Here is a 22,616-nt window from a genome sequence, read left to right as displayed (position 1 = left end):
GACTACTTCCTACCTGCATAGCTTTTCGAAATGAGCCATTGGTTAATCACTGTGATAAAGGCAAGTAAGGCCATTAGAATCACTGAAATCGCAGCGGCAAGATTAGGTTCAAGGAACAGATCTCCTGATACCAGACTCGCGATTCGAATTGTGATGACGTTATAGTTACCGGAGGTCAACGCATAAACACTCGCATATGCGCCAATCGCGTTGGCTATTAAGATAATAAAGGTACCGAACAAGGCTGGTGAGAGCACTGGCAGAGCGATTTTTGCCCAATATTGCGATGTTTTGGCACCTAGTAGCGCAGCGGCTGCTTGCCAATCATCACTCAACGCGTCGAACGCAGGGTAGAGCAACAACACCGCCAGCGGGATTTGGAAGTAGATATAAATGGCCAGTAGGCCCCATTTACCATAAAGGTCGAAATCACCGAGTAAGCCATACTGCTTGAGCAAAAGGGTAATTGCCCCGTTGGTGCCTAAAATAATAATAAAAGCGAATGACAGAGGTACGCCTGCAAAGTTGCTGCTCATGTTCGTAAACGCAATTACACCGTCGCGGACTTTAGAATCGACTCTGCGTAGAGAAGAGACCAACAACGTCGCAATGGCTAAGCCAAAAATGCTCGACCACACAGCTAACCACAAGCTGTTGCCAAACGCCTGCATCATAAAGGCGGAGTCGAGCACTTCAATGTAGTTATCTAAGGCAAACTCGCTATCGTAGATAAAGCTGTTTAACAGTACCCAAATCATCGGTGCGAGTTGAAATAGGTAGAAAAGCAGCGCGAAAGGCACTAACCAAATGGCTGGCTTAAAGCGCTTTAACCAAGTACTTGCCAAATTTGAGCGTGATTCGCTAGAGCTTGGGGAGAGGACAGAACTGCTCATAGTGCTAACAATTCCTGAGTGTATGGCTTCGTGTGGTCAAGGTTTAGCAATTGACAAACGGTGCCACAAATATCAGTTTGCTTAATATGACAATCTTGATGGGTAAACTTATCGCCAATGACAAACAGGGGAACCTCTCGCTCTTCGGGTAAAATCCCACCGTGGGAAAGATCGTTGTTCATGCCATGATCGCTGGTCACAATGATTTGATACCCATCAGCAAGCCATTGATCGATGTAGTTGGAAAGAACAATGTCTGCACCTCGCGCACAATTGCGGTATTGGCGAGAGTCTAGGCCAAACTTATGTCCTGTATCGTCGATATTCATCGGATGGATCAGTAAGAAATCAGGTTTATAGTTGCGACGTAAATACTCTGCATCCAGGAACAAGGCTTCATCAGGATAATGATCCCAATGGTAAAAGCAGCCGTGTTGGATATTCAGGGTTTCATCATGCGTGAAACGATCGCGAACAGGTTCAAATGGCGCGCGATTATAAAGCTCACTGACCCAGTGGTAGGCAGCCGCAGCGGTCACTTTGCCTTGGGCTTTTGCCAAACTGAAAATGGAATCGTGTTTGGATAGACGAACGATATTGTTGTTTACGATGCCGCTTTCTACAGGGCGAACGCCCGTTAAAATGCACTCATAAAGTGGGCGAGACATTGAGGGCAACTCACACTGCACAGGATAAAGCGTTGCGCGAGTTTCTTGTTGGGAACGACTTTGTTCTAGAAGACCATTGAGGTAGCCCATGCAATCACGGGCTACCTGATAGTTCAGTCCATCTAGAACAACAAGGATGACCTTATTGCTCATAACGACTTACTCTTATTGCTGGTGGATTAAGACACTTTCTTGCCATTGACGTGGCAGCTTACGTGCGGACTTTTCCCAAGCTGAGAAGTCAGTCACTGGGTGAACATTGCTGTATTGGTCGTTAGCAATTAGCTTGTCTTGCACTGCTTGAGGCAGTGTGATGTTGGTGCGGATTGGACGCGCATAACCTTCTGCTAAGTTGATTTGCCCTTGATCGCTGAAGATGTACTCACGAGCAAGCTTTGCTGCATTAGGGTTCTTCGCGTATTTATTGATTATGGTTGTATAACCAGAAATCACAGAGCCATCTTGAGGAATGCTCACTGTAAAGCGGTCGCGGTCAATTTTGTCGCGGTAGTTCAACGCATTGAAGTCCCACATGATCGCCACTTCCACTTCGCCTTTTTCTAGGTTGGCGATGTTCGGATCGGTAAATGAAAGACGACCTTGCTTCGTGAGTTCAGAAAAGAACTTGAGCGCAGGCTTGAGGTTGGATTCGTCCCCACCGTTGGCGAACGCTGCGGCGAGAACCGCGTTGTTTGCCTGTGCTGCTACGCCGACGTCACCTACGGTCACTTTGTAGTCGCCTTTTAATAGGTCATCCCACGTTTTTGGCGCGTCTTTTACGAGGTTATTGTTGGAGATAAAAGAAATAGTGCCAGTGTAAGCAAGTGCCCAATGACCATCTTCGTCTTTTGCCCAATCTGGAATGTCATTCCAAGTTGTTGGTTTGTATGGCTGAGTGACGCCTTTTTTAACCGCTACACGTGCGAAGGCAAAGCCTACGTCACCAATGTCTGCGGTCGCGTTTTTCTTCTCAGCTTCGAATTTTGCGATTTCTTGAGCCGAGCTCATATCCGTGTCTTGGTGCTTAAGGTTGTAGTTTGACTTTAAATCAGCCCAAGTGTCTTTCCAGTTCGCCCAACTATCGGGCATACCTACACTGTAAACCGCCCCTTCTTTTTGTGCTGCGGTAACCAATGACTCAATATCGGCTTCTTTCGCTACTGTTGGTGCTGCAAGCGTTACCGCGATGATTGCCGCTGGTGCGGTAATTGAACGACTTAGCAAAGTTTTCATTGTCTCCATCCTTCTGGACTAGGTCAGTAAGTTCGCTTTGTATGCTATGGATGGAATGTGACGATTTAGCGCAAGTAATTTGACAGTTTTTATGAATTTCTATGGCACTTATATTTCATACGCTCAATATGTGTTCTGTTGATTAATGTCATATTTTTGTTACGTACACGCCTTATGTTGTTCATCAAATTATCGTTGGACTAGATCAGAATGAGAGCGACAGGCACCAGCCAATTTGGTACCCAATTAGGAAAAATTAGAAGCAGCTTAAAGCAGCAGATTCTTTCCGGCATCATGTCGGAAGGACAAAAATTGCCATCAGAAAGAGAGCTCAGTGAACTATTTTCTACGACTCGAATCACTATCAAAGATGCGTTGGTGTCTTTGGAAACCGAAGGCCTGATTTACCGAGAAGAGCGTCGTGGCTGGTACGTATCTCCGGAGCGTATCTGTTACAACCCGTTGTCTCGTTCTCACTTCCATCAAATGATTAGAGAGCAGCATCGTATTGCAGAAACCAAGTTACTCAACGTGCGAAGTGAAATGGCCGCAGGTGAGTATGCAAAATCGTTAGAGGTTGAGCGAATTACCCCAATTTATGTGATTGAACGGTTACGTTTTATTGATGGGCGAGCGGTATTGTTTGTTGAAAATATACTCAAATCAGCACTGTTTGAAGGTATATTGTCCGAGAACCTCATCATGTCACTGACGGGTATTTATCGTGAGAAGTATGGCTACGAGACAAAGCGCTCTCGTTTTGATGTGATTCCAACGTCAGCACCTGCTCATGTCGCTAAAGCGTTGAACTTGGCTGAAGGACAGCCGGTTCTGAAAATTCGTCGAGTAAACTACAAACAAGATGGCAAATTAATGGACTGCGAATTCGAGTATTGGCGTCCAGATGCAGTGATGATTCGCATTGATAGCGTAGGATAAAGTGCAGAATTAAAAAGAGCCCAATGAAGGGCTCTTTTTCGCATATTGGTTAGAGAGGCGGTTTAAACGAGGCCTTGCTCTTTTGCCATTTTACTTGCGATGCCAGGCGCTTTCCAAATGCTTGGCAGCAAAATGAAAGACACAGGCACGGCGGTAATTACAATGAAAGACTGCAATGCAGAAATACCACCAGAGCCCATTGAGATAAGCGCAATAGCGACAATACCCATCATCAAGCCCCAGAATGAGCGAATCACTGCGTTTGGTTCTGTTGAGCCCGTCATTACTACACTGATTGTGTAAGTCATTGAGTCACCCGTCGTCACGATAAATGTTGTCGTTAAGATCAGGAACAGAACCGAAATGATCATTGGATAAGGTAATTCACCCGTAATCGCTAGCAGTGCTGCAGGCAAGTTAAAGCCTTCAAACGCAGATGAAATCAAGCCAGGGTTATCAAGTTCAAACGCAAGGCCACTGCCGCCAACGATACTAAACCAGAAGCAAGTAATCAGCGGTGCTGCGATGCTAATAGACATGATCAGCTGGCGAATTGTACGACCACGAGAGATACGAGCAATAAAGATCGCCATCATTGGGCCATAACCGATAAACCAACCCCAGAAGAATACTGTCCACCAGCTTAGCCAGCCCGTATCACCACGGTAAAGCGCCATTGGGAAGAAGTTATCTACCATGCGACCAACGCCTTGTACATAGCCATCAACAATAAAGCTTGTCGGTCCAAAGAACAGGATGTAACCAATTAACAGCACAGATAAAATAATGTTGTAACGACTGACGATTTGAATACCTTTGCTTAAACCGCTTAGTGCGGAAAGGGTATACATCAGGATCGCTGCCATGATAACCATGCTTTGCGTTACGAACGTATCTGGCAGGCCAAACAATGAGTTTAGCGCGTAGCTAATTTGTAAACCTAAGAAGCCGATAGGGCCGATTGTTCCTGCTGCTACGGCAATAATGCTACATGCGTCAGCAACATCACCAATCCAGCCTTTAATGGCTTTATCGCCAAACACAGGGTAAAGCAGAGTACGCGGCTTAAGAGGCAGGCCTTTATCGTAATGCAAGTGCATTAAGACAATGGAAGATAGGCCACCAAGGATCGCCCAAGCTAAGAAGCCCCAGTGCATAAAAGACTGAGATAGGGCATTGATTGCGGCAGTTTTCGGTGAGGCTTCCCCGTATAGAGGCGGAGCAGTCACAAAGTGCGCGATAGGCTCAGCAGCGGCCCAGAACACACCACCACCTGCAAGTAGGGTACAGAGTACGATTGACAACCACTTAAAGTTATCAATATCAGGTTTCGCTAGACCACCTAGACGCACATAACCAGTGCGACCAAACGCAAGAGCCAAACCAATAAGGAAATTCAGAAGAAGCAGTACTTGCCAGTAAGCTCCGAAATATTTAGTAGCAAAGCCGAAGCCGGTGTTAACCATTGCGGTTAGAGAGTCGGTATTCGTTAGGGCAAGTAAAACGAATAGAGTGAGGAAGCTACCACTTAACCAAAAGACAGGATTGGTGAGTTCGAGGCGCTTGAGCAGAGATGGGGGATGAATAGCAGAATAGTCAGCATCCTGAATAGGCGCTGTGTGGGAGGCGGCATTCGTCATATTTGACATAATTACTTCGCTTTTTAGGGCTATGAAGCCGTGCATTTCCCCTCACATCGTTTCGACGAAAAGTGTGAGGATGTTCAAAAATCCGATGATGTTAACATGTCGAAGTTGCAAATATAACCTTAGATTTCGATTAATTTTTAACAGGTTAGCCAAGTTGCTGATTTTTGGGTAGAGATCAAAGGAAAGTGTTTTTACGTGAAGTGCACCGCATTTCGTATGTAAATAACATCTCCCTTGTTTTTGCATGGATTACTCAGGATTACATTGAGCAAACATGTTTCTTCTCCAAACTGAGGTTTACTCAATGGCTCACTTCGAACTTAATGGACAGTGGTTACTTACCTCGCCACAGCGTCCCGATATTGAAATTCCAATGTCTATTCCGGGCGATAATATTTCGGCGCTTTTACAAGCAGAGCGCATTCCGGATCCTTATTTTGCCGATAATGAAAACAAAGTTCGTTGGATTGAAGAGTGTGAGTGGCATATCTCGCGTGAGTTTGAAGTCGACGCGTTTACGTTGTCTGCCAAGCAAGTTTGGATGACGCTAACTCGTGTCGATACCTTGGCAACCTTCTATATTAATGGTGAGTTAGCACTAACTTGCAGCAACATGTTTACTCAACAACGAGTTGATATCAAACCTTATTTAAAACAGGGTATAAATACTGTTCTTGTTCAATTCGCAAGAGTCGATATAGAAGGTGTGGAACGTGCTAAAAAATTGCCTTTCCCAATCCCTTCCGCAATGGGAAATAATCAAATTCCGCACATGAATTTGATCCGAAAAACGCAATGTCATTCCGGATGGGACTGGGGCATTTGCTTGATGGTATCGGGTATTTACGACCCCATTCAAATCGACATTGTGAATGAGCTTTGGCTCAAAGGCTTCTCGACAGAGCAGCAATGGCAAGCCGATGAGAGTGTGTTTCTTGATGTAGTAGTTGAAGTGGAAACGGACAGTCAACGCCATGAACTGATTGTTGAATTTAATGGTGAGCGTCAATGTATTCAAACAAAAGGAAGTGGCCACTATCACTGCCAGTTCCACATTTCGGAGCCTCAACGCTGGTGGCCATCGGGTTATGGCGAAGCTTATCTTTACCCCATTACCATTTCTTGCAGAGAGCAAAAGTTAACGCGCAACGTTGGTTTGCGTCAGTTAACCCTAAATAACCAAGCTGATGAACGTGGCTCTGCGATGGAGTTTATCGTTAATGGCGTACCAATTAATGCCAAAGGTGCCAACTGGATCCCTGTTGACGCAATGCCGGGGCGAGAGTGCGAAACACGTTATCGCAACCTTTTGCAAAGTGCGGTTGACGCCAACATGAATATGATACGTGTGTGGGGCGGAGGTCAGTACGAGAGCGAGATCTTTTACAATCTGTGTGATGAGATCGGCTTGTTAGTGTGGCAAGACATGATGTTCGCATGTTCACTGTACCCATCAAATGACGAGTTTTTAAAAGAGGTCGAAGATGAGCTTCGATACCAAATTCCTAGGCTTAAAGAGCACCCATCAATAGCGCTTTGGTGTGGTGACAACGAAGTGATTGGTGCCATTGGTTGGTATGAAGAATCCAAGCACAACAAAGTCAAATACACGGTTAACTACGATCGCCTCAACCGCATGATTCAGCAGGTGATTACCGAACAAGATAGCGCTCGCCGTTTCTGGCCAAGTTCCCCGTGTAATGGTGAACTGGATTTCGGTGACGCGTGGCATGATGATAGTAAAGGTGATATGCACTTTTGGGACGTTTGGCATTCAGGAAAATCATTCAATGCCTACCTTGACGTGAATCCTCGTTTTTGCTCTGAGTTTGGTTTTCAATCTTGGCCATCTTTTGCTGAAGTTAAGCGGTTTGTCCCTGAGCAAGACTGGAATATTACATCCCCAACTTTCGAACAACATCAGAAGAACCCTCGTGGTCATAGTATTATCACAGAGATGTTCACGCGCTATTTTCGTTTTCCCTCTGGATTTGAGAGCATGCTGTATTTAAGTCAAGTTCAGCAGGCAATCGCGATCAAAACTGCATGCGATCATTGGCGTGCCATTTCTCCAGTTTGTCGCGGCATGCTGTACTGGCAACTCAACGACAATTGGCCTGTCAGTTCTTGGTCTAGTTTGGAATACAGTGGTCGATGGAAGCAGTTGCACTACCATGCAAAACGCTTTTTTGCGCCGCAGTATTTGGTATTTTCCGAGCATACAGGCAAGTTGAGCCTGCATTTGCTCAATGATGCCAAAGAGCCCGCAAGCGTCAACGCACTGCTCAAGTGGGTAGATTGGCAAGGGGAAGAAAAGCAATGTTGGAGCTTAGAACAAACGGTCATAGCAGACAGCAATACGATTTTGTGGCAATTGAATGAATCGGTTGAGAAGGATGAACTTACGTCAGGCTTCTTCTATGTTGAAGCGCAAATCGGTGAAGACAGAATAAGCAACACATGGTTTTGCACTCATGAGCTGAAAACTTTGCCTATGGCAAAAGCCAATATTGATGTCTCTATTGACGGAAGCCAAATTACATTGATTGCTGACAAGCCTGCGTTTTTTGTTCATTTGGAAAGTGATGTTGATGGAAGGTTCAGTGACTCCAGTTTTACTCTGCTGACCAACGTTCCAATGACGGTTGAGTATTTAGGTGATGATGTTTTAGGCATGCAACAGTCGTTGAGGGTATACCACCTTAATGATTAAAACGAGCATAGAACATCTATATGCTGATATCTGGGAAGGGGGCCTTTGCTCCCTTTTTAGTTATCAAGTATCCGTTATCAAGCTCAGGTTGAGACAGAAGGTTATTTAAGTTTCTGATGAATACGGTAGCCAACAACAAAACCTATGTAGAATAGCGCTGCGAGAGTAAGCATTGCCGTCGCGTACGCCAGTAGGCTGTTTAACCCTAAACCAAAAGCCAGAGTGAAGGCGATACCATGAATGGCTTCCGCAGGGATTCGGTACCAAGCAGAGTGGACGGAAGATCCGAAGAGGATAAAGGTACTAAGTAAGACAATCGTGCCGCCTATAAAGCCGACCCATCTGCTGTTGTTCATGTTGTAATCTCAGGTGTTACCGAGGTAACGTAACAAAATATTTCAGAGCCGATATTATACAACCGAGAGAGGGTATAGGTGGTAGAAATATTTGCCTCACAAACTAAGAGGCCATCTAAGTGGCCTCTTTTTAACCGATTTAACGGTATCCGTTATGACGCAAAGGTGTGAGGCTTGTAAGAAACCTAACCTTTGGCATTCGTGTCGGGTTGTGCTTCTGGTTGTAGCGTCCAATCACCACCAAGCGATTTGTAGAGCGCAATCGTAGCGTGTGCGGTTTGTAACTTTGCTGCGACTCGCTGATCTTGCATCATGCGTTGCTGACGTTGCGCATCTAAAACCGATAAGTGATCAATCAAGCCTGCTCGGTACAGTGACTTGGCTTTGTTGACGGCGTTATTGGTGGCTTTCAATGCCTCATCGATTCGGCGCTGATTTTCTTGGCTGCGACCATAAGCAAACAGCGAGGATTCGGTTTCTGCCAAAGCTGCCTCGACCGTATGTTGATAAGACAATGTCGCCGAATCAAAACGCGCTTGGTTGATGGCTTCAATCGCCTCCCCACGCCCCCCATCGAACAAGTTCCAGCTTACGCCTGCCGCGCCCATCCAACCGAAAGAATCGCTACTGAAAAGATCGTCAAAGCTTGACGCCGACAACCCCGGAGCGCCTGTCAAAAAGAACTTCGGATATTGATCAGCAACACTTGCTGCTAACTCTTCATTGAGCGCGGCCATTTCGCGCTCTGCTAAGCGTATATCGGTACGACGTTTCAACAGATCGGAAGGTAAACCGACCGGCACCATGTCTTGCATGACAGGTACACTATGCTGCTTAGACAGACGGATTTCGACTTGCGTTAGCGGCTCACCAAGCAATACTGCTAAACGATGTTTGTGCGCTTGTTGTGCAATTTCTAACTGCGGAACGAGCGATTCCATCGCCGCAAGCGTGGCCTTTGCTTGGGCTAAATCGAGATCAGAACCGTAGCCGCTGCGCACGACTTTCTCGACGAGGTCGAGTGTACGTCGTTGATCTTCTAAGTTCGACTTTGCCAACTCAAGGCGCTCGCTTGCACCTTGGTATTGCAAGTAGTTGTGAATCAAATCCGCCGTGATCACTGTGTTCAAGCCGCTTTGATAAATCTGAGCTTGTTCGAGACGAATATGCGCCGCGTTCGCTTGGCGGTCAATGCGCCCAAACAGATCAACTTCCCAAGCGATACTCGCGCCTGCAAATACACCATCGTGCTGATTATCCATTAGGGTGACGTTACCAATTTGAGGTGGCAGACCCGACACGGAATCACTGAGTGGATTCAATATCGGACCGAGTGAAGAGTCATTTTTACTGAACTGATAGTTCATGTAACCCGCACCGAGACTAATTGTCGGCACCTTGAATGACTCCACCATGGTTTTATAGTTGTTGGCCATTTTCACCCGCTCGGCCGCCACTTTCAGCGGAATGTTTTGGCTCTGCATGTCTTGAACCATTTGATTCAACACCGGATCGTGAAACTTAGTCCACCAAAACTCAACGTGTTGTGAATCGGTACTCAACCCTGCATTTTCGGCGTTCAAGTAGGTTTCTGCCATGCTGGTGGTCGGTGCTTGGTAGTCTGGCCCCACTGCACAGCCCGCTAAACTTAGGGCTAGAACGACAGGCGTTAGAATGAATTTTTTCACGATGACGCCTCCTCTAGCTCAGCGTTGGTTTGTATGGATGGTGCTTTTTCTTTATAAGCAAGGCGATACAGTGCCGGCATGACAAACAGTGACAATATGGTTGCGGCCGCCAAGCCTCCGATGATGGTTGCCGCCATTTGGTCAAACAGCAGATCTGACAGCAGCGGGATCATGCCGAGCGCGGTCGTTAACGCACCCATAGAAATTGCCATAGTACGGTTGACCGTGGCTTCTTTAATGGCGTCAGACAAGCTCATGCCATTTGCGCGTTCGAGCTCAATTTGATCCATTAGTACGATGCCATTCTTGATGATCATCCCGGTCAGTGTGATAGCTCCGATCAGCGCCATAAAGCCAAATGGTTTATCGAATCCAAGCAGAGCAAACACAGCCCCTGATGCTGCCAGTGGTAGCGTTGCGAGGATGATGATTGGCTGCTTAAAGCCGTTGAACATCGCAACTAGGATGATCACCATGATCAGCATTGCTTTTGGTTGCTGCTTCATGATGTCGGTGACCGCTTTGTCTTCATCGTAATATTCGCCTCCCCATTCCATGCTGTAACCCGCCGGAAGTTGGATAGCTTCAACCTGATCTTTAATGGCATTCCTAACGTTCGCTGGTGTGGAGTCTCGGCTCACACCCGCTTGAACCGTGATGGTTTTCACGCGGTCGCGTCGCCAAATCATGCTCTCTTCGGTGACCAGTTCGAATCCATCCACCACTTGACCAAGCGGAACGCTGTTAAAGCCAAGTAGCGAGCGCACAGGTAGCGTTTCTAGTGACGCCATGTTTTGCGATGTGCCACGTAACTGAATTGGAATCAACTCATCATTCAGGTTCATTTGTCCGAGCGGCATGCCGTCTGATGCACGTTTTAGCGCGAAAGCGACATCGGCGCGGTTAATGCCTGCTTGACGCATTTTGTCTTGGTTTAGAATCGGCTTGAGCACTTTGCTTTCTTGGCGCCAATCATCGCGAATGTATTTTGCATCAGGGTTTGAAGCAAAAATCGTTTTCGCTTCTGCCGCTAGTTGATGTAATACGGTTTCATCCGGACCAGAAAAACGCACCTCAACCGCGAACTTATCTTTGGTTGCCAGCTTCAGCGCTCGAAAGCGAGGTTCGGCATCCGGAAACGCCTCTTTCAGCCAATCATCACCACGCGTCACCAAGTGACTGATGCTCTCGTAGTCTTTAGTGTTGATCAGAATCTGGCCGTAGGCAGGGTCGAGCGGCTCAGGCTCTACCGTTACCGAGAAGCGAGGTGCACTGGTGCCGACATAGCTAGAGATACTTTCCACTTCTGGTTGTGCGACCAACCATTCTTCAACTTTACGCATGTCTGCCGAGGTTTGTTCAATCTTGGCTCCATTGGGTAGCCAGTAATCGAGAAACACAATTGAACGATCCGACTGAGGAATAAAGTTCACGGCCACATACGGGATTGCCACGGCGGTGACTAAAATTAACGGAACCAAAGCGGCTAATGCTTTACGCGGGTTGTCCACCGTCCAGAATACCAACTGTTTATAACGGCTCGGTTTGGTCTCTTCTCTGTTAGCTTTTGGCTTGATGAACATCCACGCCATTAATACCGTAAACGTCATCGCGACGATCCATGAAAGCAACAGTGACGATGCCACAATGTAGAACACAGAGCTTGCAAACTCGGCGGAGTCGGTTTTGGAGAACAATACTGGGCTTGCGCCCATAATCGCGATGACAGTTGCGCCTAAAAGTGGCACGGCGGTTTCTTTGACGGAATCAATCGCGGCGCGAGTTCGCTCGATACCTTTGTTGAGCTTGGCGATCATCATATCGGTGATCACAATGGCGTTATCCACCAACATGCCCAGTGCGAGAATAAACGTACCTAGCGAGACACGGTGCAAATCGATGCTGGCGATGTTCATGTATACAAGCGTGAGCAAAATCGTCAGGAGCAAGCTTGCGCCAACGATGGTCGCACTCTTAAAACCCATGAAGACCAACAACACCACAAAAACAATCGCGACACTTTCAAGCAGGTTGCCAACAAAGTCGTCGATAGACTTTTGTACTTCTTCAGGTTGATAAGCAACGGTCGAGATGTCGACACCCAGCGGCAGTGTTGCTTGGTAGTTAGAGATGATGTCTTGAATCGTATCGCCAAGTGACACCACGTTAATGCCTTGAACTGGGCTCACCGCCAAGGTGACAGCGGGCTCTCCGTTGTAGCGGTTTTCTGCCAATGCTGGTGTTTGATAACCCATGGTGATATCGGCGATGTCACCAAGACGAATCAATCCCGAGCCAAACTCTCCGGTGCCACCATTGATGATTAAATTGCGAATGTCTTCTAGAGACTGAAACTCACTGGTTTGCGCAATACGAATACGCTCTGTACCTGCATCGAATTTTCCCGCTTCGAACGTGCTGTTTTGTGTGCTCAGTTGGTTCCAAACTTGTGCGATCGACAAACCATATTGAGCCAGGCGCTCATCTGGCATATCGATATGTACAACGCGAGGTTGAACGCCGTGTAGCTCGATCTTTTTGATGCCGTCGACGGCTTTGATTTGGCGTTGCAGCTCTTCGGCGTAGCGACGTAACTCTTCTGGTGCAGCATCTGTGCTGTGGATAGAGAAAAGCATGCCGTAGACTTCAGAGAACTCGTCTTGCACTACGCTGATCTGCGCGCTGGAAGGCAACTGCAGTTTTACATCGTCTACTTTGCGTCTCAATAAGTCCCATTCCTGCGGAAGTGCTTTGGAATTAAGGCTCTCTTTGAGGTCAACAAAGACCATAGATAAACCGGGGCGAGACAATGAGCGCAAGCGATCCAACTCCGCCATTTCCTGCAATTTGGTTTCAACGGTATCGGTGACTTGGTGTTCGACTTCTTCGGCAGACGCCCCCGGATAAAGGGTCACGACTACCGCAGTTTTTACCGTAAAGCTCGGGTCTTCCAACTTGCCTAAGTCGAAGTAAGAATAGATGCCAGCGATCACGCTCAATACGATAAAGAACAGAACGAACTTACGTTGGCGAATCGCGAATTCAGCTAAATTGATCATGGATTCGCACCTACAACGTCTTGATGGTCAGGTTTGGGGCGGCATCGCCCTCGCTCAGATAATGGCTACCGCTGATCACCACATAATCGCCTTGCTCAAAACTTCCGGTCACACACGCTTGGTATGCGTCGATAGAGTCAAGATTGACCGGCTCTGAATGAATAACCGCATCACGAACCACATTCACGTGCAGAGTTTGTTTCTCACCCAAAATAGCAGAGTAAGGAAAGCAATGGCTTGAGTGGCTGGTGTTGAGAGCGGTATTTACCGTGACTGCTTTACCGTTGAATAGCGCACTGGAAATCGAATCGATGTCTAGCGTGATGGTATAGGTTTGTTTGAGCAGGTGCTTTTTCGGCGCGATTTCTGCCACGGTTGCTCGGTAGGATTGCTCCGAATCATACCAAGTCAACGATGCTGGCTGACCTAGTGCGAATTGCGCAATCATATTTTCCGGCACGTCGATGTCGACTTCCCAGTTGCCTTCTTGCTGAATTGACACAACACTGCCGCCCGGCAAGGTTTGCTCATGTGGATCAATAGAAACGTCGGCAACAATGCCAGTGAATGGCGCACGTAGAGTGGTGTAACGTAGGGCATCTTTTGCACGTTGGATGTTTTTCTCAACCACTTTGACGGCTGAGAGGCTACGTTCGTAGCTGCTGATGGCTCGGTCTAAGTTTACGCTGGCAATGGCATCATCAGAAGTTGCTTGTTTTACGCGCTTTAACTCGGCTTTCGCGAGTTTGTGTGCTGATTGTGCTTCTAACATACGTGCTTGTAATTCTTCTAGTGAGACTTGGTAATCGTGCTTGTCCAGCGTGGCAATGACTTGGCCTTTTTCTACCAAGCTGCCTTTATTTACGAACACGCTTTCCACGGTGCCAGGTACACGAAAAGAGAGTGAGGCGGTTTCTTTTGCTTTTACGATCCCGCTGAATGATTTGTTGAGTTCTTCATTCCTTTCGTTGACTTCAATTACTTGAACGGGTCTGGATGCGCTTGGCTCCTCAATCTGAGGTTGAGCTTGATTACAGCCGAGTAGAGAGAGCGCGATAGTGCTCAGCGCGGCGGTTTTGATTTGATGATTCATAAGATGGCTCCATAATTTCGGCGCCATCTTATAATTCACAGATGTTCAGATAATCATGCGTGTGCATGATTCAATGTCACGAATTTTATGACAATAAATGTAAATTACAAAAGTTTTGGAATTTTATTGCACAAATGTTCAATAAGTAACCGGCTAGCTTGATTCAGCGTTTTCGGCTTAGGGTAGAGTAACCACCCCGTTTCTTCTGTGACGGCATATTGAGACAATACTTGCACCAATGCACCGGATTCGAGCTCATTTTTTACCAACAGTTTTGGGATATAACTGATGCCGCGGTCTAGCACTGTGGAGCTTTTGATAAAGCCGATGTTGTTGGAAATGAGTTTCGGTTTGAGCGCTACGTTTTGTTCCTGAAAGTGCCAAAGGTTGTCGACATTGCCATTTGGCCAACGAAAACAAATGCACTGATGATCGCTCAACTCTTCTAATGTGGCTGGTGTGCCGTGAGTTTGAAGATAGTTCGGTGAGGCAACGACACATCGGTCTAGCGTTAAGATCTTTCTGGCGACAATGTCTGAATCAAACAGCATGCCGCCGTGCAGCGCGATGTCCAACCCCTGCTGAAACATATCAATAAAGCCATTGTTGATATTGCGAATGTCGAGCTCAACCTGCGGATATTGATCCTGAAATTCAAACAAAATGGGTTGAAGAGGTTCATAGGTTTCTGGCAGAAGGCCAAGTTTGATTTTGCCTCTGACCTCGATGCTTTCGTTACTGGCTTGCTGGTTTGCCGAATCAAGTAAGGTGAGCACTTTTTGCAGATCTTGGTAGTAGGCATCGCCTTTGTTTGTCAGCGAAAGGCTGCGAGTGGTGCGGTGAAAAAGTTGCGTTCCGAGGTAACGTTCCAGTTCTCCAATGCGTCGGCTAACATTTGCTCGTGGCAAGTCCAAAGCATTGGCTGCCGCTGTAAAGCTGCCAAGTTGGACGACTTTGGTGAACAGTTTTAGATCGTCAATTTTCACTCTTGAACTCCATACTCTTTGAGCGCCGTGCTAAACCCTGACACTCTAGAGTATTGATGTGTGGTATACAAAACTTATTATTAATTATCGAAATATAAATAAGGACTTCAACATGTTGAGATTTATACAACGTCGCCGCATTAAGAAAGTGATTAAGCTAATGAGTACCAGATTGATGGTGGGATACGGCAGTCGTGAGTACTTTTCCGTCGGTCAGGTAAAGACGAGCACCAGTGAGTTAAGCACGTGCCAACAAAAAATTGCGTTGGCGTTGTACGCGAATCCGCAAGAGCTTGATTTGGAAAACCAACCAGAGTTGCAAGCCATCCGCTCTGATGTGGCGAATGACTTCTTTGCTGGTGCCGATTATACCGCTCAAGATGTGCTTAATTTATTCGGTGCTGGTGGCTGGAAAGGCGGCCGAATGGAAGATGGAATGTCTCATCATTTTGGTATGCACAGCCGATACTAGAGCGAGCTAACCTTATAAAGTCTTGTCAGTTAACTCGCTATATCACTTTGCCTTGTGAGGTGTCACTACGATGCTTTGTTAAGCGGTACGCTTTACGAGGCAGAAGTGCTTTTTACCGCGTTGCAGTAACCAGTATTGGTCAAACAGTGGGAAGCTTAAACTCGGGTTATCAGCCGACACTTTTTCACCGTTTACACTGATGGCGTTGTTGCTGATGTGTTCGCGTGCAACACGTTTCGAGCTTGCTAAGCCCGACTCAATCAATAGCTCAACCAAATCTTGTTGTGTGCTCTCAATGCTTGGTAAACCATCTAACTCCAACTGTTTTAATTCACCCAAACTCAGTTGTTGCACATTACCGCTGAACAGTGCTTGAGTGATGCGCTCGGCACTAGATAGGCCGTCTTCGCCATGAACAAATCGCGTCATTTCTTCAGCGAGAATACGTTGTGCTTGTGGCTTGCCTTGGCTTGCTTGGTCTTGCGCTTCAATGCTGGCAATTTCTTCGCAGCTTAAGAACGTGTAGTAACGCAAGAAGTGGTAAACGTCGGCGTCTTCTGCGCCAAGCCAGAACTGGTAGAAGGCGTAAGGTGAGGTTTTGCTAGGGTCTAGCCACACTGCGCCGCCTTCGGTTTTGCCAAATTTGGTGCCATCGGATTTGGTGATCAGCGGCAGAGTTAAGCCAAATACTTGCTCACCATTTTGGCGACGAGTTAAATCGATCCCACTGACGATGTTTCCCCATTGGTCATTGCCACCGATTTGCAAACGACAATCGTATTGACGGTTTAGCTCGGCAAAATCGTACGATTGCAGCAGGGCGTAGCTAAATTCGGTAAAAGAGATGCCTTGATCAGGGCGTTGCAAGCGTTGCTTTACCGACTCTCGGTTGATCATGGTATTGATTGAGAAGTGCTTACCCACATCACGGAAGAAGTCGATGACGTTGATCGCTTTCATCCAGTCAGCATTGTTCACCATGATCATTGGCTTGGCCAGTTGGTGATTCATCAACTGCTGAATTTGATTAGAAAGATCGTTAACCCAACCTGAGACGATTTTTGAAGAATTCAGACTGCGCTCGGTCGCTTTAAAGCTTGGGTCGCCAATCATGCCCGTTGCACCGCCAATCAAGGCTATAGCCTGGTGTCCGGCATCTTGAAAGCGCTTAAGCATAATCAAAGGCACGAGGTGGCCGATGTGCAAGCTGCCTGCTGTAGGATCGAAGCCGCAGTAAACGGTTTGTGGCTGTGAGAGAAGTGTCTGAATTTCTTCCAAATCGCTGGCTTGTGCAATCAAGCCACGATCTTGTAAATCTTGCAGTAATGGTGTCGTCATTCTTTTTGTCTGTCTTAGTGGTTGTTGTATTCAGACTAAAACGCGACACCTTTTCTCCATATATCCCTTAAGGGACAGTTTTTTATCTTGAATGGAGAATGAGGTGATTGAGGAAAAGCTGGAATAACTCACTCAATGAAGACACATTTAACTGCGAGTAAATGCGTTTTCGATGATTTTTGACTGTGCCTTGAACTAAGTGTAACCGCGCGGCAATTTCTTTGGTGTCAAACCCTTGAGCGAGAAGTGAAGCCACCTCTTGCTCGCGACGAGTGAGTGATTCTACGCCAAATGTTGCTAAAGCTTGCTCAATGGCTAATCGCATACTGCCAGAATAAGCACTCTGGGCAAAAACAGGCTCAGAAAAGGTAAACTCCGTTTGTTTCCAGTGCTGCTGACAAAGCGATTGAATTATCGGGAAGTAGGGCTTTAATTTATTGATTTGCTGTTGAGAAAAGTATTTTCCATCATTCATATACCCGAAGTACAGCATGACCCAACGGCCAGGTTCGACTTCGACTAGCATGCTCAGTTCGTCTTTCCACCCTGTCTGATGGTAGAACTGCTCGCAGTATGAGGTGAAGTCAACGCCTTTACGCGCCACGTCTTTGAGCGTAAATATGCCTTGTTGTTTTGTCTCGTTTAGTTTGAGAAAAAAAGGGTCATTTTGAAATGAGTCAGTAAGGTAGCGTTGAAAAAGTAATTCTCGCTCGTTCTCAATAGAGTCGTAGAGATAAATAGGATGTTTACCTTCTCGATAACCTAAAATAACCGCGCAATCAAAATGAAAAAGAGTGCGAATGACACGCATAAGCTTAGGAGTAAAGTTAGGCGTATTAAGAGCAGAAATTGCTTCTGCCAGCAGATTATTAAAGTTATTGTCAGGCATGGGATACCGAATCGCAGATGGTTTTGGGCAAGCATAACGAAAAGCCATCCAACGAGAAAGGGAAGTCACCATCTTCTGGTGACTTCCCATGAGAAAGTTGCACAAGTACTCAGTTTTGAGGAGTCATAGCTGCGTTAACTTATTGATAAGGGTGCATAACAACCGTTCTGTTTAAGCAATTAGTTGCTATGCGTTACTGCGAGTTGGTGAGCTCTTCGTTAACCCAATATTTAGAACCAGACACGTTGGCATCGATGAGCAAGCCTTTTGCATTCAACTGATAAACGGCGACGCCACTGTTAAATTGCTTTGAAAGTTGCTCTGAGTCTTCGCCAGCTACAGCAGAGGCTTCACTGGTCGCTTCCCATCCTTCGTTGACGAACGTATCAAAGTCTTCTTTGCTCTCAAACAGAATCACTTGTTGGTAAAACTTGCCGCCAGCCCCAAGTGCGACGCCCAAACCAAACATATTCATATGAGTGCGTTTTTCTGTTTCCTTATTGACTGCGACACCTGACCCTGAGTTGGTGTGAAACAACAAAGACAATTTACGAGAATCAAAGACCGCGTAGCCGTAAGCGTTGTCGTAAATGGCTTTGGCCTCCGGCTTTTCATTAAACAACTTGAGCAAAGCACTATCCGCCATTAAGTCTACGGCTTGGCGAGCTTCTTCTGGCGTGTCGCCTTCCATCAGTTCATCAATTTTCTTGTCGGCTGCATCTATCCATTCTTTGCTTTTCTCGATACTAGCTTCTGTCCACTCGCCTGCGGTATTGATTGCTTCCTCGGACCAATTAGTGAAATCTTGCCACGCTTGCTTTGAAAAGGCTTTGGTATCGTCCCAAGCATCTTGCGCAGTATCAGAAACCGCTTCGCCTAGCTCAGACATTTTGTTGGAAATATCATCCCAATCTGCGTAAGCGGGAGATGCTAGGAGCATCAATGTGGTAATGAGTGCGATAGACTTTTTCATCAAATTCTCTCTGGAGTTGTCGATACATCTTCATTCTAGGTCATCAGACTTTGATAATGAAATTGACTAAATGGCGATCTTGAGAGAGGAATCACGAACTGATTGCGAAATGACGTATGAATAACAAAGCCCTCACAAGGGGAGTGTGAGGGCTTGAGTTTTTAGCGCGTTACTTGCTGCTAACTTTACCGAGCTGTAACCAAGTATCGATAACGGTGTCTGGGTTTAGTGAAACAGAGCTGATGCCTTGCTCCATCAACCATTCCGCCAAATCTTCATGATCTGATGGGCCCTGACCACAAATACCCACGTACTTACCAGCTTTGGTTGCTGCGTCTATTGCCATTTTCAGCATGATTTTCACTGCTGCGTTACGCTCATCAAACAGATGTGCCACGTCGCCAGAATCACGGTCCAGACCAAGCGTTAGCTGAGTCATGTCGTTTGAACCGATAGAGAAACCATCGAAGTACTTCAAGAACTCGTCAGCAAGCACGGCGTTGGATGGCAGCTCACACATCATGATGACTTTCAGACCTTGGTCGCCACGGCGCAGATCAAACTTCGCTAGCAAATCTATCACTGATGCAGCTTCGCTTGGTGTACGCACGAATGGGATCATGATTTCAACGTTCTTCAGACCCATTTCGTTACGAACGCGCTTGATAGCTTGAGTTTCTAACTCGAAGCAATCTTCAAACACTGGAGAAATGTAACGAGACGCACCACGGAAGCCGAGCATTGGGTTTTCTTCATGCGGTTCGTAGGCTTTACCACCAACCAAGTTGCTGTATTCGTTAGACTTAAAGTCAGACATACGAACGATGACGCGTTTTGGCCAGAAAGCAGAAGCGATAGTCGCGATGCCTTCAGTCAGCTTGCTCACGTAGAAATCGATAGGATCTTTGTAACCACGAATGCGCTGTTTAATTTCTGCTTTTAGCTCATCGCTTTGCGCATCAAAGTTAAGTAATGCTTTCGGGTGAATACCGATCATCTTGTTGATGATGAACTCTAGACGAGCAAGACCAACACCTTCGTTTGGAATCTGAGCAAAGTCGAATGCGCGATCTGGGTTGCCCACATTCATCATCACTTTGGTCGGCAGTAGTGGCAGTTCATCAACAGAAGAGCGTTTTACATCAAACTCAAGTTCACCTTGGTAAACGTAACCCGTTTCGCCTTCTGCACAAGATACGGTCACTGTTGCGCCATCAGTCAGTTTGCTTGTCGCATCGCCACAGCCAACGATTGCAGGAATACCAAGTTCACGAGCAATGATTGCTGCGTGACAAGTACGTCCGCCACGGTTGGTAACAATAGCAGAAGCTTTCTTCATCACTGGTTCCCAGTCTGGATCAGTCATGTCTGTAACCAACACATCACCTTCCTGAACCAATGACATTTGGTCCAGAGAATCAACCAAACGTACTGCACCTTTACCGATACGTTGACCGATTGCACGACCTTCAATCAAAACATCTGCTTTGTTCTGTAGTTCGTAGCGCTCAATCACGTTTTGTTCCGTTTGTGAACATACGGTTTCAGGACGCGCTTGAACAATGTACAGCTTGCCGTCGATGCCATCTTTTGCCCACTCAATGTCCATTGGACGCTGGTAGTGCTTCTCGATGATCATCGCTTGTTTGGCGAGCTCTTTGATCTCTTCGTCGTTCAGTGAGAACGTGTTGCGCTCTTCATCAGAAGTATCAACGATATCAACTTGTTTGCCGATCTCTTGGTTGTCTGAATAGATCATTTTGATCAACTTAGAACCAAATGTTTTCTTAACGATCGGGTGCTCACCTGCTTCAAGCATTGGCTTATGAACGTAGAATTCATCAGGGTTTACTGCGCCTTGAACGACCATTTCACCTAGGCCCCATGAAGAGGTGATGAAGACAACTTGGTCGAAACCAGACTCAGTATCAAGCGTAAACATTACACCCGAAGAAGCTTTGTCTGAACGCACCATACGTTGGATACCCGCAGATAGCGAGATACCACGGTGGTCGAAACCTTGGTGTACACGGTAAGAGATCGCACGGTCGTTAAATAGAGAAGCGTAAACGTGCTTAGTTGCTTCTAGTACTGCGTCGATGCCTTTCACGTTCAAAAACGTTTCTTGCTGACCAGCAAAAGAGGCATCAGGCAGGTCTTCTGCCGTAGCAGATGAACGAACTGCGACTGAAAGCTCAGGGTTGCCTTCAATCAGTTCTTGGTAGTTTTCACGGATTTCTTGTTCAAGGTCCGCAGGGAAAGGGGCCTCTAATACCCATTGACGGATGGTTGCACCTGTCTTACGCAGAGCTTCCACATCCTCAACGTCTAGTTCATCAAGTAATTGGTGAATACGCTCATCCAAACCTTCGTGGTCAAGGAATTGGTTAAACGCGTATGAGGTTGTCGCAAAACCATTTGGTACAGAAACGCCTGCGTTCGCTAGGTTAGAAACCATTTCGCCAAGTGAAGCATTCTTACCGCCGACTTTGTCGACATCATCCATGGATAGGCCATTGAACCAGAGGGTGTTCTTTTGCATGTCTTTCTCCAGAAACATTGCAGCTTAGTAGGGGGACTTAAATCGCTCTAAACAATCGCATGTTGGCTGTTATTACACGTTGACCATACATTGCTTCATTTAGATTGACATCAAAGGCAAACGATTACGTTCTGGCTGAAAAAAATTCAAAAGAATTTTTAAAGCTGTGGTGAACCTAACTGAAAGCCAAACTGATTTATTAATATTATGTTTACCATCCTACTCAAAAGATTTTGAAAAATTAAACAGAAATGCAAATAAATAACCAAAGTCGTGATGTGTTCTATGTTTCTGACGGTACGGCGATAACATGTGAGACATTAGGACATGTTGTTCTCGGTCAATTTCCGTTCATTCCTAACGAAAAAACCTTTCCGTTCGTAGAAAGCCAGGACAAAGTTGCTGACGTTGTAAAAGAAATTGAAACTTCCTACCAACGCAATGGCGTCAAACCTCTGGTGTTTTTCTCTATCGTGGTGCCAGACGTACGTGAAATGCTGCTGGAAGCACCTGCATACAGCTACGATGTGTTGGAAAGCATTGTACAGAAAGTGCAAGACGACATTCAGATGGCGCCAAAACCCAAGTTGCAACGTTCTCGCAGTGTGGGGAAAGATTCCGATACCTATTTCGATCGTATCGCGGCCATTGAATATACATTGGCGCATGATGATGGCATCACGCTAAAAGGGCTGGAACAAGCCGATATCATCTTACTTGGAGTATCGCGCAGCGGGAAAACCCCCACCAGCCTATATATGGCGATGCAGTTTGGTTTACGTGTCGTGAACTATCCGTTCATTGCGGAAGATGTGAAGATGATGCGTTTGTTGCCTGAGTTTGAGATCCATCGTCATAAATTATTCGGGCTTACTATCGACCCTGAACGTTTGACTGAAATCCGTGAGAATCGTTTGTCTGGAAGTGATTACGCCAGTACTGAGCAGTGTAAGTTGGAGCTAGACACCGTAGAGGCGTTGTTTAGAAGAGAGGCGATCCCATACATCAATACGTCCTCTCTCTCTGTGGAAGAGATCACCACGCGTATTCTTGAAAAAGCAGGGATGAAGCGCCGTTTGTTTGGTTAACAGGGGGCACCAACATCGTCGTGTGCAAGAGGAGGCG

17 protein-coding genes are annotated in these 22,616 nt (G+C 46.4%); 4 read left to right on the top strand and 13 right to left on the bottom strand.

Features of this window, described 5'->3' with window-relative positions; genetic code table 11:
• Positions 1–2: 2 nt before the first annotated feature.
• Genes EX191_RS06880 through EX191_RS06870 form a run of 3 tightly spaced genes read right to left on the bottom strand, consistent with a single transcriptional unit; the run spans position 3 to position 2,794 of the window.
• The gene (locus EX191_RS06880) at positions 3–893 is read right to left on the bottom strand and encodes an ABC transporter permease (protein WP_193447426.1); all 891 of its coding nucleotides are present in this window, start codon (positions 891–893) and stop codon (positions 3–5) included.
• Positions 890–1,714: an alkaline phosphatase family protein gene (locus tag EX191_RS06875; protein ID WP_134645436.1), complete on the bottom strand. Its 825-nt coding sequence runs from the start codon at positions 1,712–1,714 to the stop codon at positions 890–892. The genes EX191_RS06880 and EX191_RS06875 overlap by 4 nt, the downstream gene beginning before the upstream one ends.
• A 12-nt stretch (positions 1,715–1,726) precedes the next feature.
• On the bottom strand, positions 1,727–2,794 hold the full coding sequence (locus tag EX191_RS06870; RefSeq protein WP_193447425.1) for an ABC transporter substrate-binding protein: 1,068 nt from the start codon (positions 2,792–2,794) through the stop codon (positions 1,727–1,729).
• Between the two features lie 210 nt (positions 2,795–3,004).
• On the opposite strand from EX191_RS06870, the gene EX191_RS06865 reads away from it, so the two are divergent.
• On the top strand, positions 3,005–3,733 hold the full coding sequence (locus tag EX191_RS06865; RefSeq protein ID WP_074189836.1) for a UTRA domain-containing protein: 729 nt from the start codon (positions 3,005–3,007) through the stop codon (positions 3,731–3,733).
• A gap of 62 nt (positions 3,734–3,795) precedes the next feature.
• On the opposite strand, the gene EX191_RS06860 is transcribed toward EX191_RS06865, so the two are convergent.
• Positions 3,796–5,382, bottom strand: coding sequence for a BCCT family transporter (locus EX191_RS06860; RefSeq protein WP_005392697.1), 1,587 nt, complete (start codon positions 5,380–5,382; stop codon positions 3,796–3,798).
• A 304-nt stretch (positions 5,383–5,686) separates the two neighbouring features.
• Between EX191_RS06860 and EX191_RS06855 the strand changes: the two genes are divergently transcribed.
• Positions 5,687–8,095: a beta-mannosidase gene (locus EX191_RS06855; protein ID WP_193447424.1), complete on the top strand. Its 2,409-nt coding sequence runs from the start codon at positions 5,687–5,689 to the stop codon at positions 8,093–8,095.
• A gap of 101 nt (positions 8,096–8,196) precedes the next feature.
• On the opposite strand, the gene EX191_RS06850 is transcribed toward EX191_RS06855, so the two are convergent.
• From EX191_RS06850 to EX191_RS06830, 5 genes are all read right to left on the bottom strand, one after another.
• A complete protein-coding gene (locus tag EX191_RS06850; protein ID WP_006741374.1) occupies positions 8,197–8,451 on the bottom strand; it encodes a hypothetical protein in 255 nt (84 codons plus the stop codon).
• Positions 8,452–8,636: 185 nt separating this feature from the next.
• On the bottom strand, positions 8,637–10,139 hold the full coding sequence (locus tag EX191_RS06845; protein ID WP_193447423.1) for an efflux transporter outer membrane subunit: 1,503 nt from the start codon (positions 10,137–10,139) through the stop codon (positions 8,637–8,639).
• Entirely contained in the window at positions 10,136–13,198 is a 3,063-nt protein-coding gene (locus tag EX191_RS06840; protein ID WP_193447422.1) for an efflux RND transporter permease subunit, read from the bottom strand. The genes EX191_RS06845 and EX191_RS06840 overlap by 4 nt, the downstream gene beginning before the upstream one ends.
• 10 nt (positions 13,199–13,208) lie before the next feature.
• On the bottom strand, positions 13,209–14,291 hold the full coding sequence (locus EX191_RS06835) for an efflux RND transporter periplasmic adaptor subunit (protein WP_193447421.1): 1,083 nt from the start codon (positions 14,289–14,291) through the stop codon (positions 13,209–13,211).
• Positions 14,292–14,395: 104 nt separating this feature from the next.
• Positions 14,396–15,277, bottom strand: a complete 882-nt coding sequence (locus EX191_RS06830; protein ID WP_005392703.1) for a LysR family transcriptional regulator — start codon at positions 15,275–15,277, stop codon at positions 14,396–14,398.
• A gap of 112 nt (positions 15,278–15,389) precedes the next feature.
• Here EX191_RS06830 and EX191_RS06825 point away from each other — a divergent pair, with 112 nt between their 5' ends.
• Positions 15,390–15,749 (top strand): DUF6559 family protein, encoded by a 360-nt coding sequence (locus EX191_RS06825; protein ID WP_193447420.1) that lies wholly within the window; start codon positions 15,390–15,392, stop codon positions 15,747–15,749.
• A 78-nt stretch (positions 15,750–15,827) separates the two neighbouring features.
• Here EX191_RS06825 and tyrS read toward each other — a convergent pair whose 3' ends face one another.
• The 4 genes from tyrS to ppsA all read right to left on the bottom strand — a co-directional run bounded on the left by tyrS (position 15,828) and on the right by ppsA (position 21,491).
• Complete coding sequence (tyrS, locus tag EX191_RS06820; protein WP_193447419.1) at positions 15,828–17,087, bottom strand: tyrosine--tRNA ligase; 1,260 nt, start codon at positions 17,085–17,087, stop codon at positions 15,828–15,830.
• 82 nt (positions 17,088–17,169) lie between these two features.
• Positions 17,170–17,976: a response regulator transcription factor gene (locus tag EX191_RS06815; protein WP_041853148.1), complete on the bottom strand. Its 807-nt coding sequence runs from the start codon at positions 17,974–17,976 to the stop codon at positions 17,170–17,172.
• A gap of 193 nt (positions 17,977–18,169) precedes the next feature.
• Complete coding sequence (locus EX191_RS06810) at positions 18,170–18,949, bottom strand: lipid-binding SYLF domain-containing protein (RefSeq protein WP_193447418.1); 780 nt, start codon at positions 18,947–18,949, stop codon at positions 18,170–18,172.
• 169 nt (positions 18,950–19,118) lie between these two features.
• Positions 19,119–21,491, bottom strand: coding sequence for a phosphoenolpyruvate synthase (gene ppsA / locus EX191_RS06805; protein WP_006741382.1), 2,373 nt, complete (start codon positions 21,489–21,491; stop codon positions 19,119–19,121).
• 251 nt (positions 21,492–21,742) lie between these two features.
• On the opposite strand from ppsA, the gene ppsR reads away from it, so the two are divergent.
• Positions 21,743–22,579 carry a posphoenolpyruvate synthetase regulatory kinase/phosphorylase PpsR gene (gene ppsR / locus EX191_RS06800; protein WP_005392709.1) on the top strand — a complete coding sequence of 279 codons (837 nt, stop codon included), beginning with the start codon at positions 21,743–21,745 and terminating at the stop codon, positions 22,577–22,579.
• Positions 22,580–22,616 lie beyond the last annotated feature (37 nt).

It is taken from the genome of Vibrio chemaguriensis (assembly GCF_012275705.1).
GTDB classification, from domain to species: Bacteria; Pseudomonadota; Gammaproteobacteria; order Enterobacterales; family Vibrionaceae; genus Vibrio; species Vibrio diabolicus.
This window is presented reverse-complemented; position numbering and strand designations above follow the sequence as displayed.

What these genes read in the sequence shown, in the direction of transcription:
- EX191_RS06880 (WP_193447426.1), bottom strand. Translation starts at nt 893, where the DNA reads ATGAGCAGTTCTGTCCTCTCCCCAAGCTCTAGCGAATCACGCTCAAAT.
- EX191_RS06870 (WP_193447425.1), bottom strand. Translation starts at nt 2,794, where the DNA reads ATGAAAACTTTGCTAAGTCGTTCAATTACCGCACCAGCGGCAATCATC.
- EX191_RS06825 (WP_193447420.1), top strand. Translation starts at nt 15,390, where the DNA reads ATGTTGAGATTTATACAACGTCGCCGCATTAAGAAAGTGATTAAGCTA.
- EX191_RS06840 (WP_193447422.1), bottom strand. Translation starts at nt 13,198, where the DNA reads ATGATCAATTTAGCTGAATTCGCGATTCGCCAACGTAAGTTCGTTCTG.
- EX191_RS06865 (WP_074189836.1), top strand. Translation starts at nt 3,005, where the DNA reads ATGAGAGCGACAGGCACCAGCCAATTTGGTACCCAATTAGGAAAAATT.
- EX191_RS06855 (WP_193447424.1), top strand. Translation starts at nt 5,687, where the DNA reads ATGGCTCACTTCGAACTTAATGGACAGTGGTTACTTACCTCGCCACAG.
- EX191_RS06835 (WP_193447421.1), bottom strand. Translation starts at nt 14,291, where the DNA reads ATGAATCATCAAATCAAAACCGCCGCGCTGAGCACTATCGCGCTCTCT.
- EX191_RS06850 (WP_006741374.1), bottom strand. Translation starts at nt 8,451, where the DNA reads ATGAACAACAGCAGATGGGTCGGCTTTATAGGCGGCACGATTGTCTTA.
- EX191_RS06860 (WP_005392697.1), bottom strand. Translation starts at nt 5,382, where the DNA reads ATGTCAAATATGACGAATGCCGCCTCCCACACAGCGCCTATTCAGGAT.
- EX191_RS06810 (WP_193447418.1), bottom strand. Translation starts at nt 18,949, where the DNA reads ATGAAAAAGTCTATCGCACTCATTACCACATTGATGCTCCTAGCATCT.
- EX191_RS06875 (WP_134645436.1), bottom strand. Translation starts at nt 1,714, where the DNA reads ATGAGCAATAAGGTCATCCTTGTTGTTCTAGATGGACTGAACTATCAG.
- tyrS (WP_193447419.1), bottom strand. Translation starts at nt 17,087, where the DNA reads ATGACGACACCATTACTGCAAGATTTACAAGATCGTGGCTTGATTGCA.
- EX191_RS06815 (WP_041853148.1), bottom strand. Translation starts at nt 17,976, where the DNA reads ATGCCTGACAATAACTTTAATAATCTGCTGGCAGAAGCAATTTCTGCT.
- ppsR (WP_005392709.1), top strand. Translation starts at nt 21,743, where the DNA reads ATGCAAATAAATAACCAAAGTCGTGATGTGTTCTATGTTTCTGACGGT.
- ppsA (WP_006741382.1), bottom strand. Translation starts at nt 21,491, where the DNA reads ATGCAAAAGAACACCCTCTGGTTCAATGGCCTATCCATGGATGATGTC.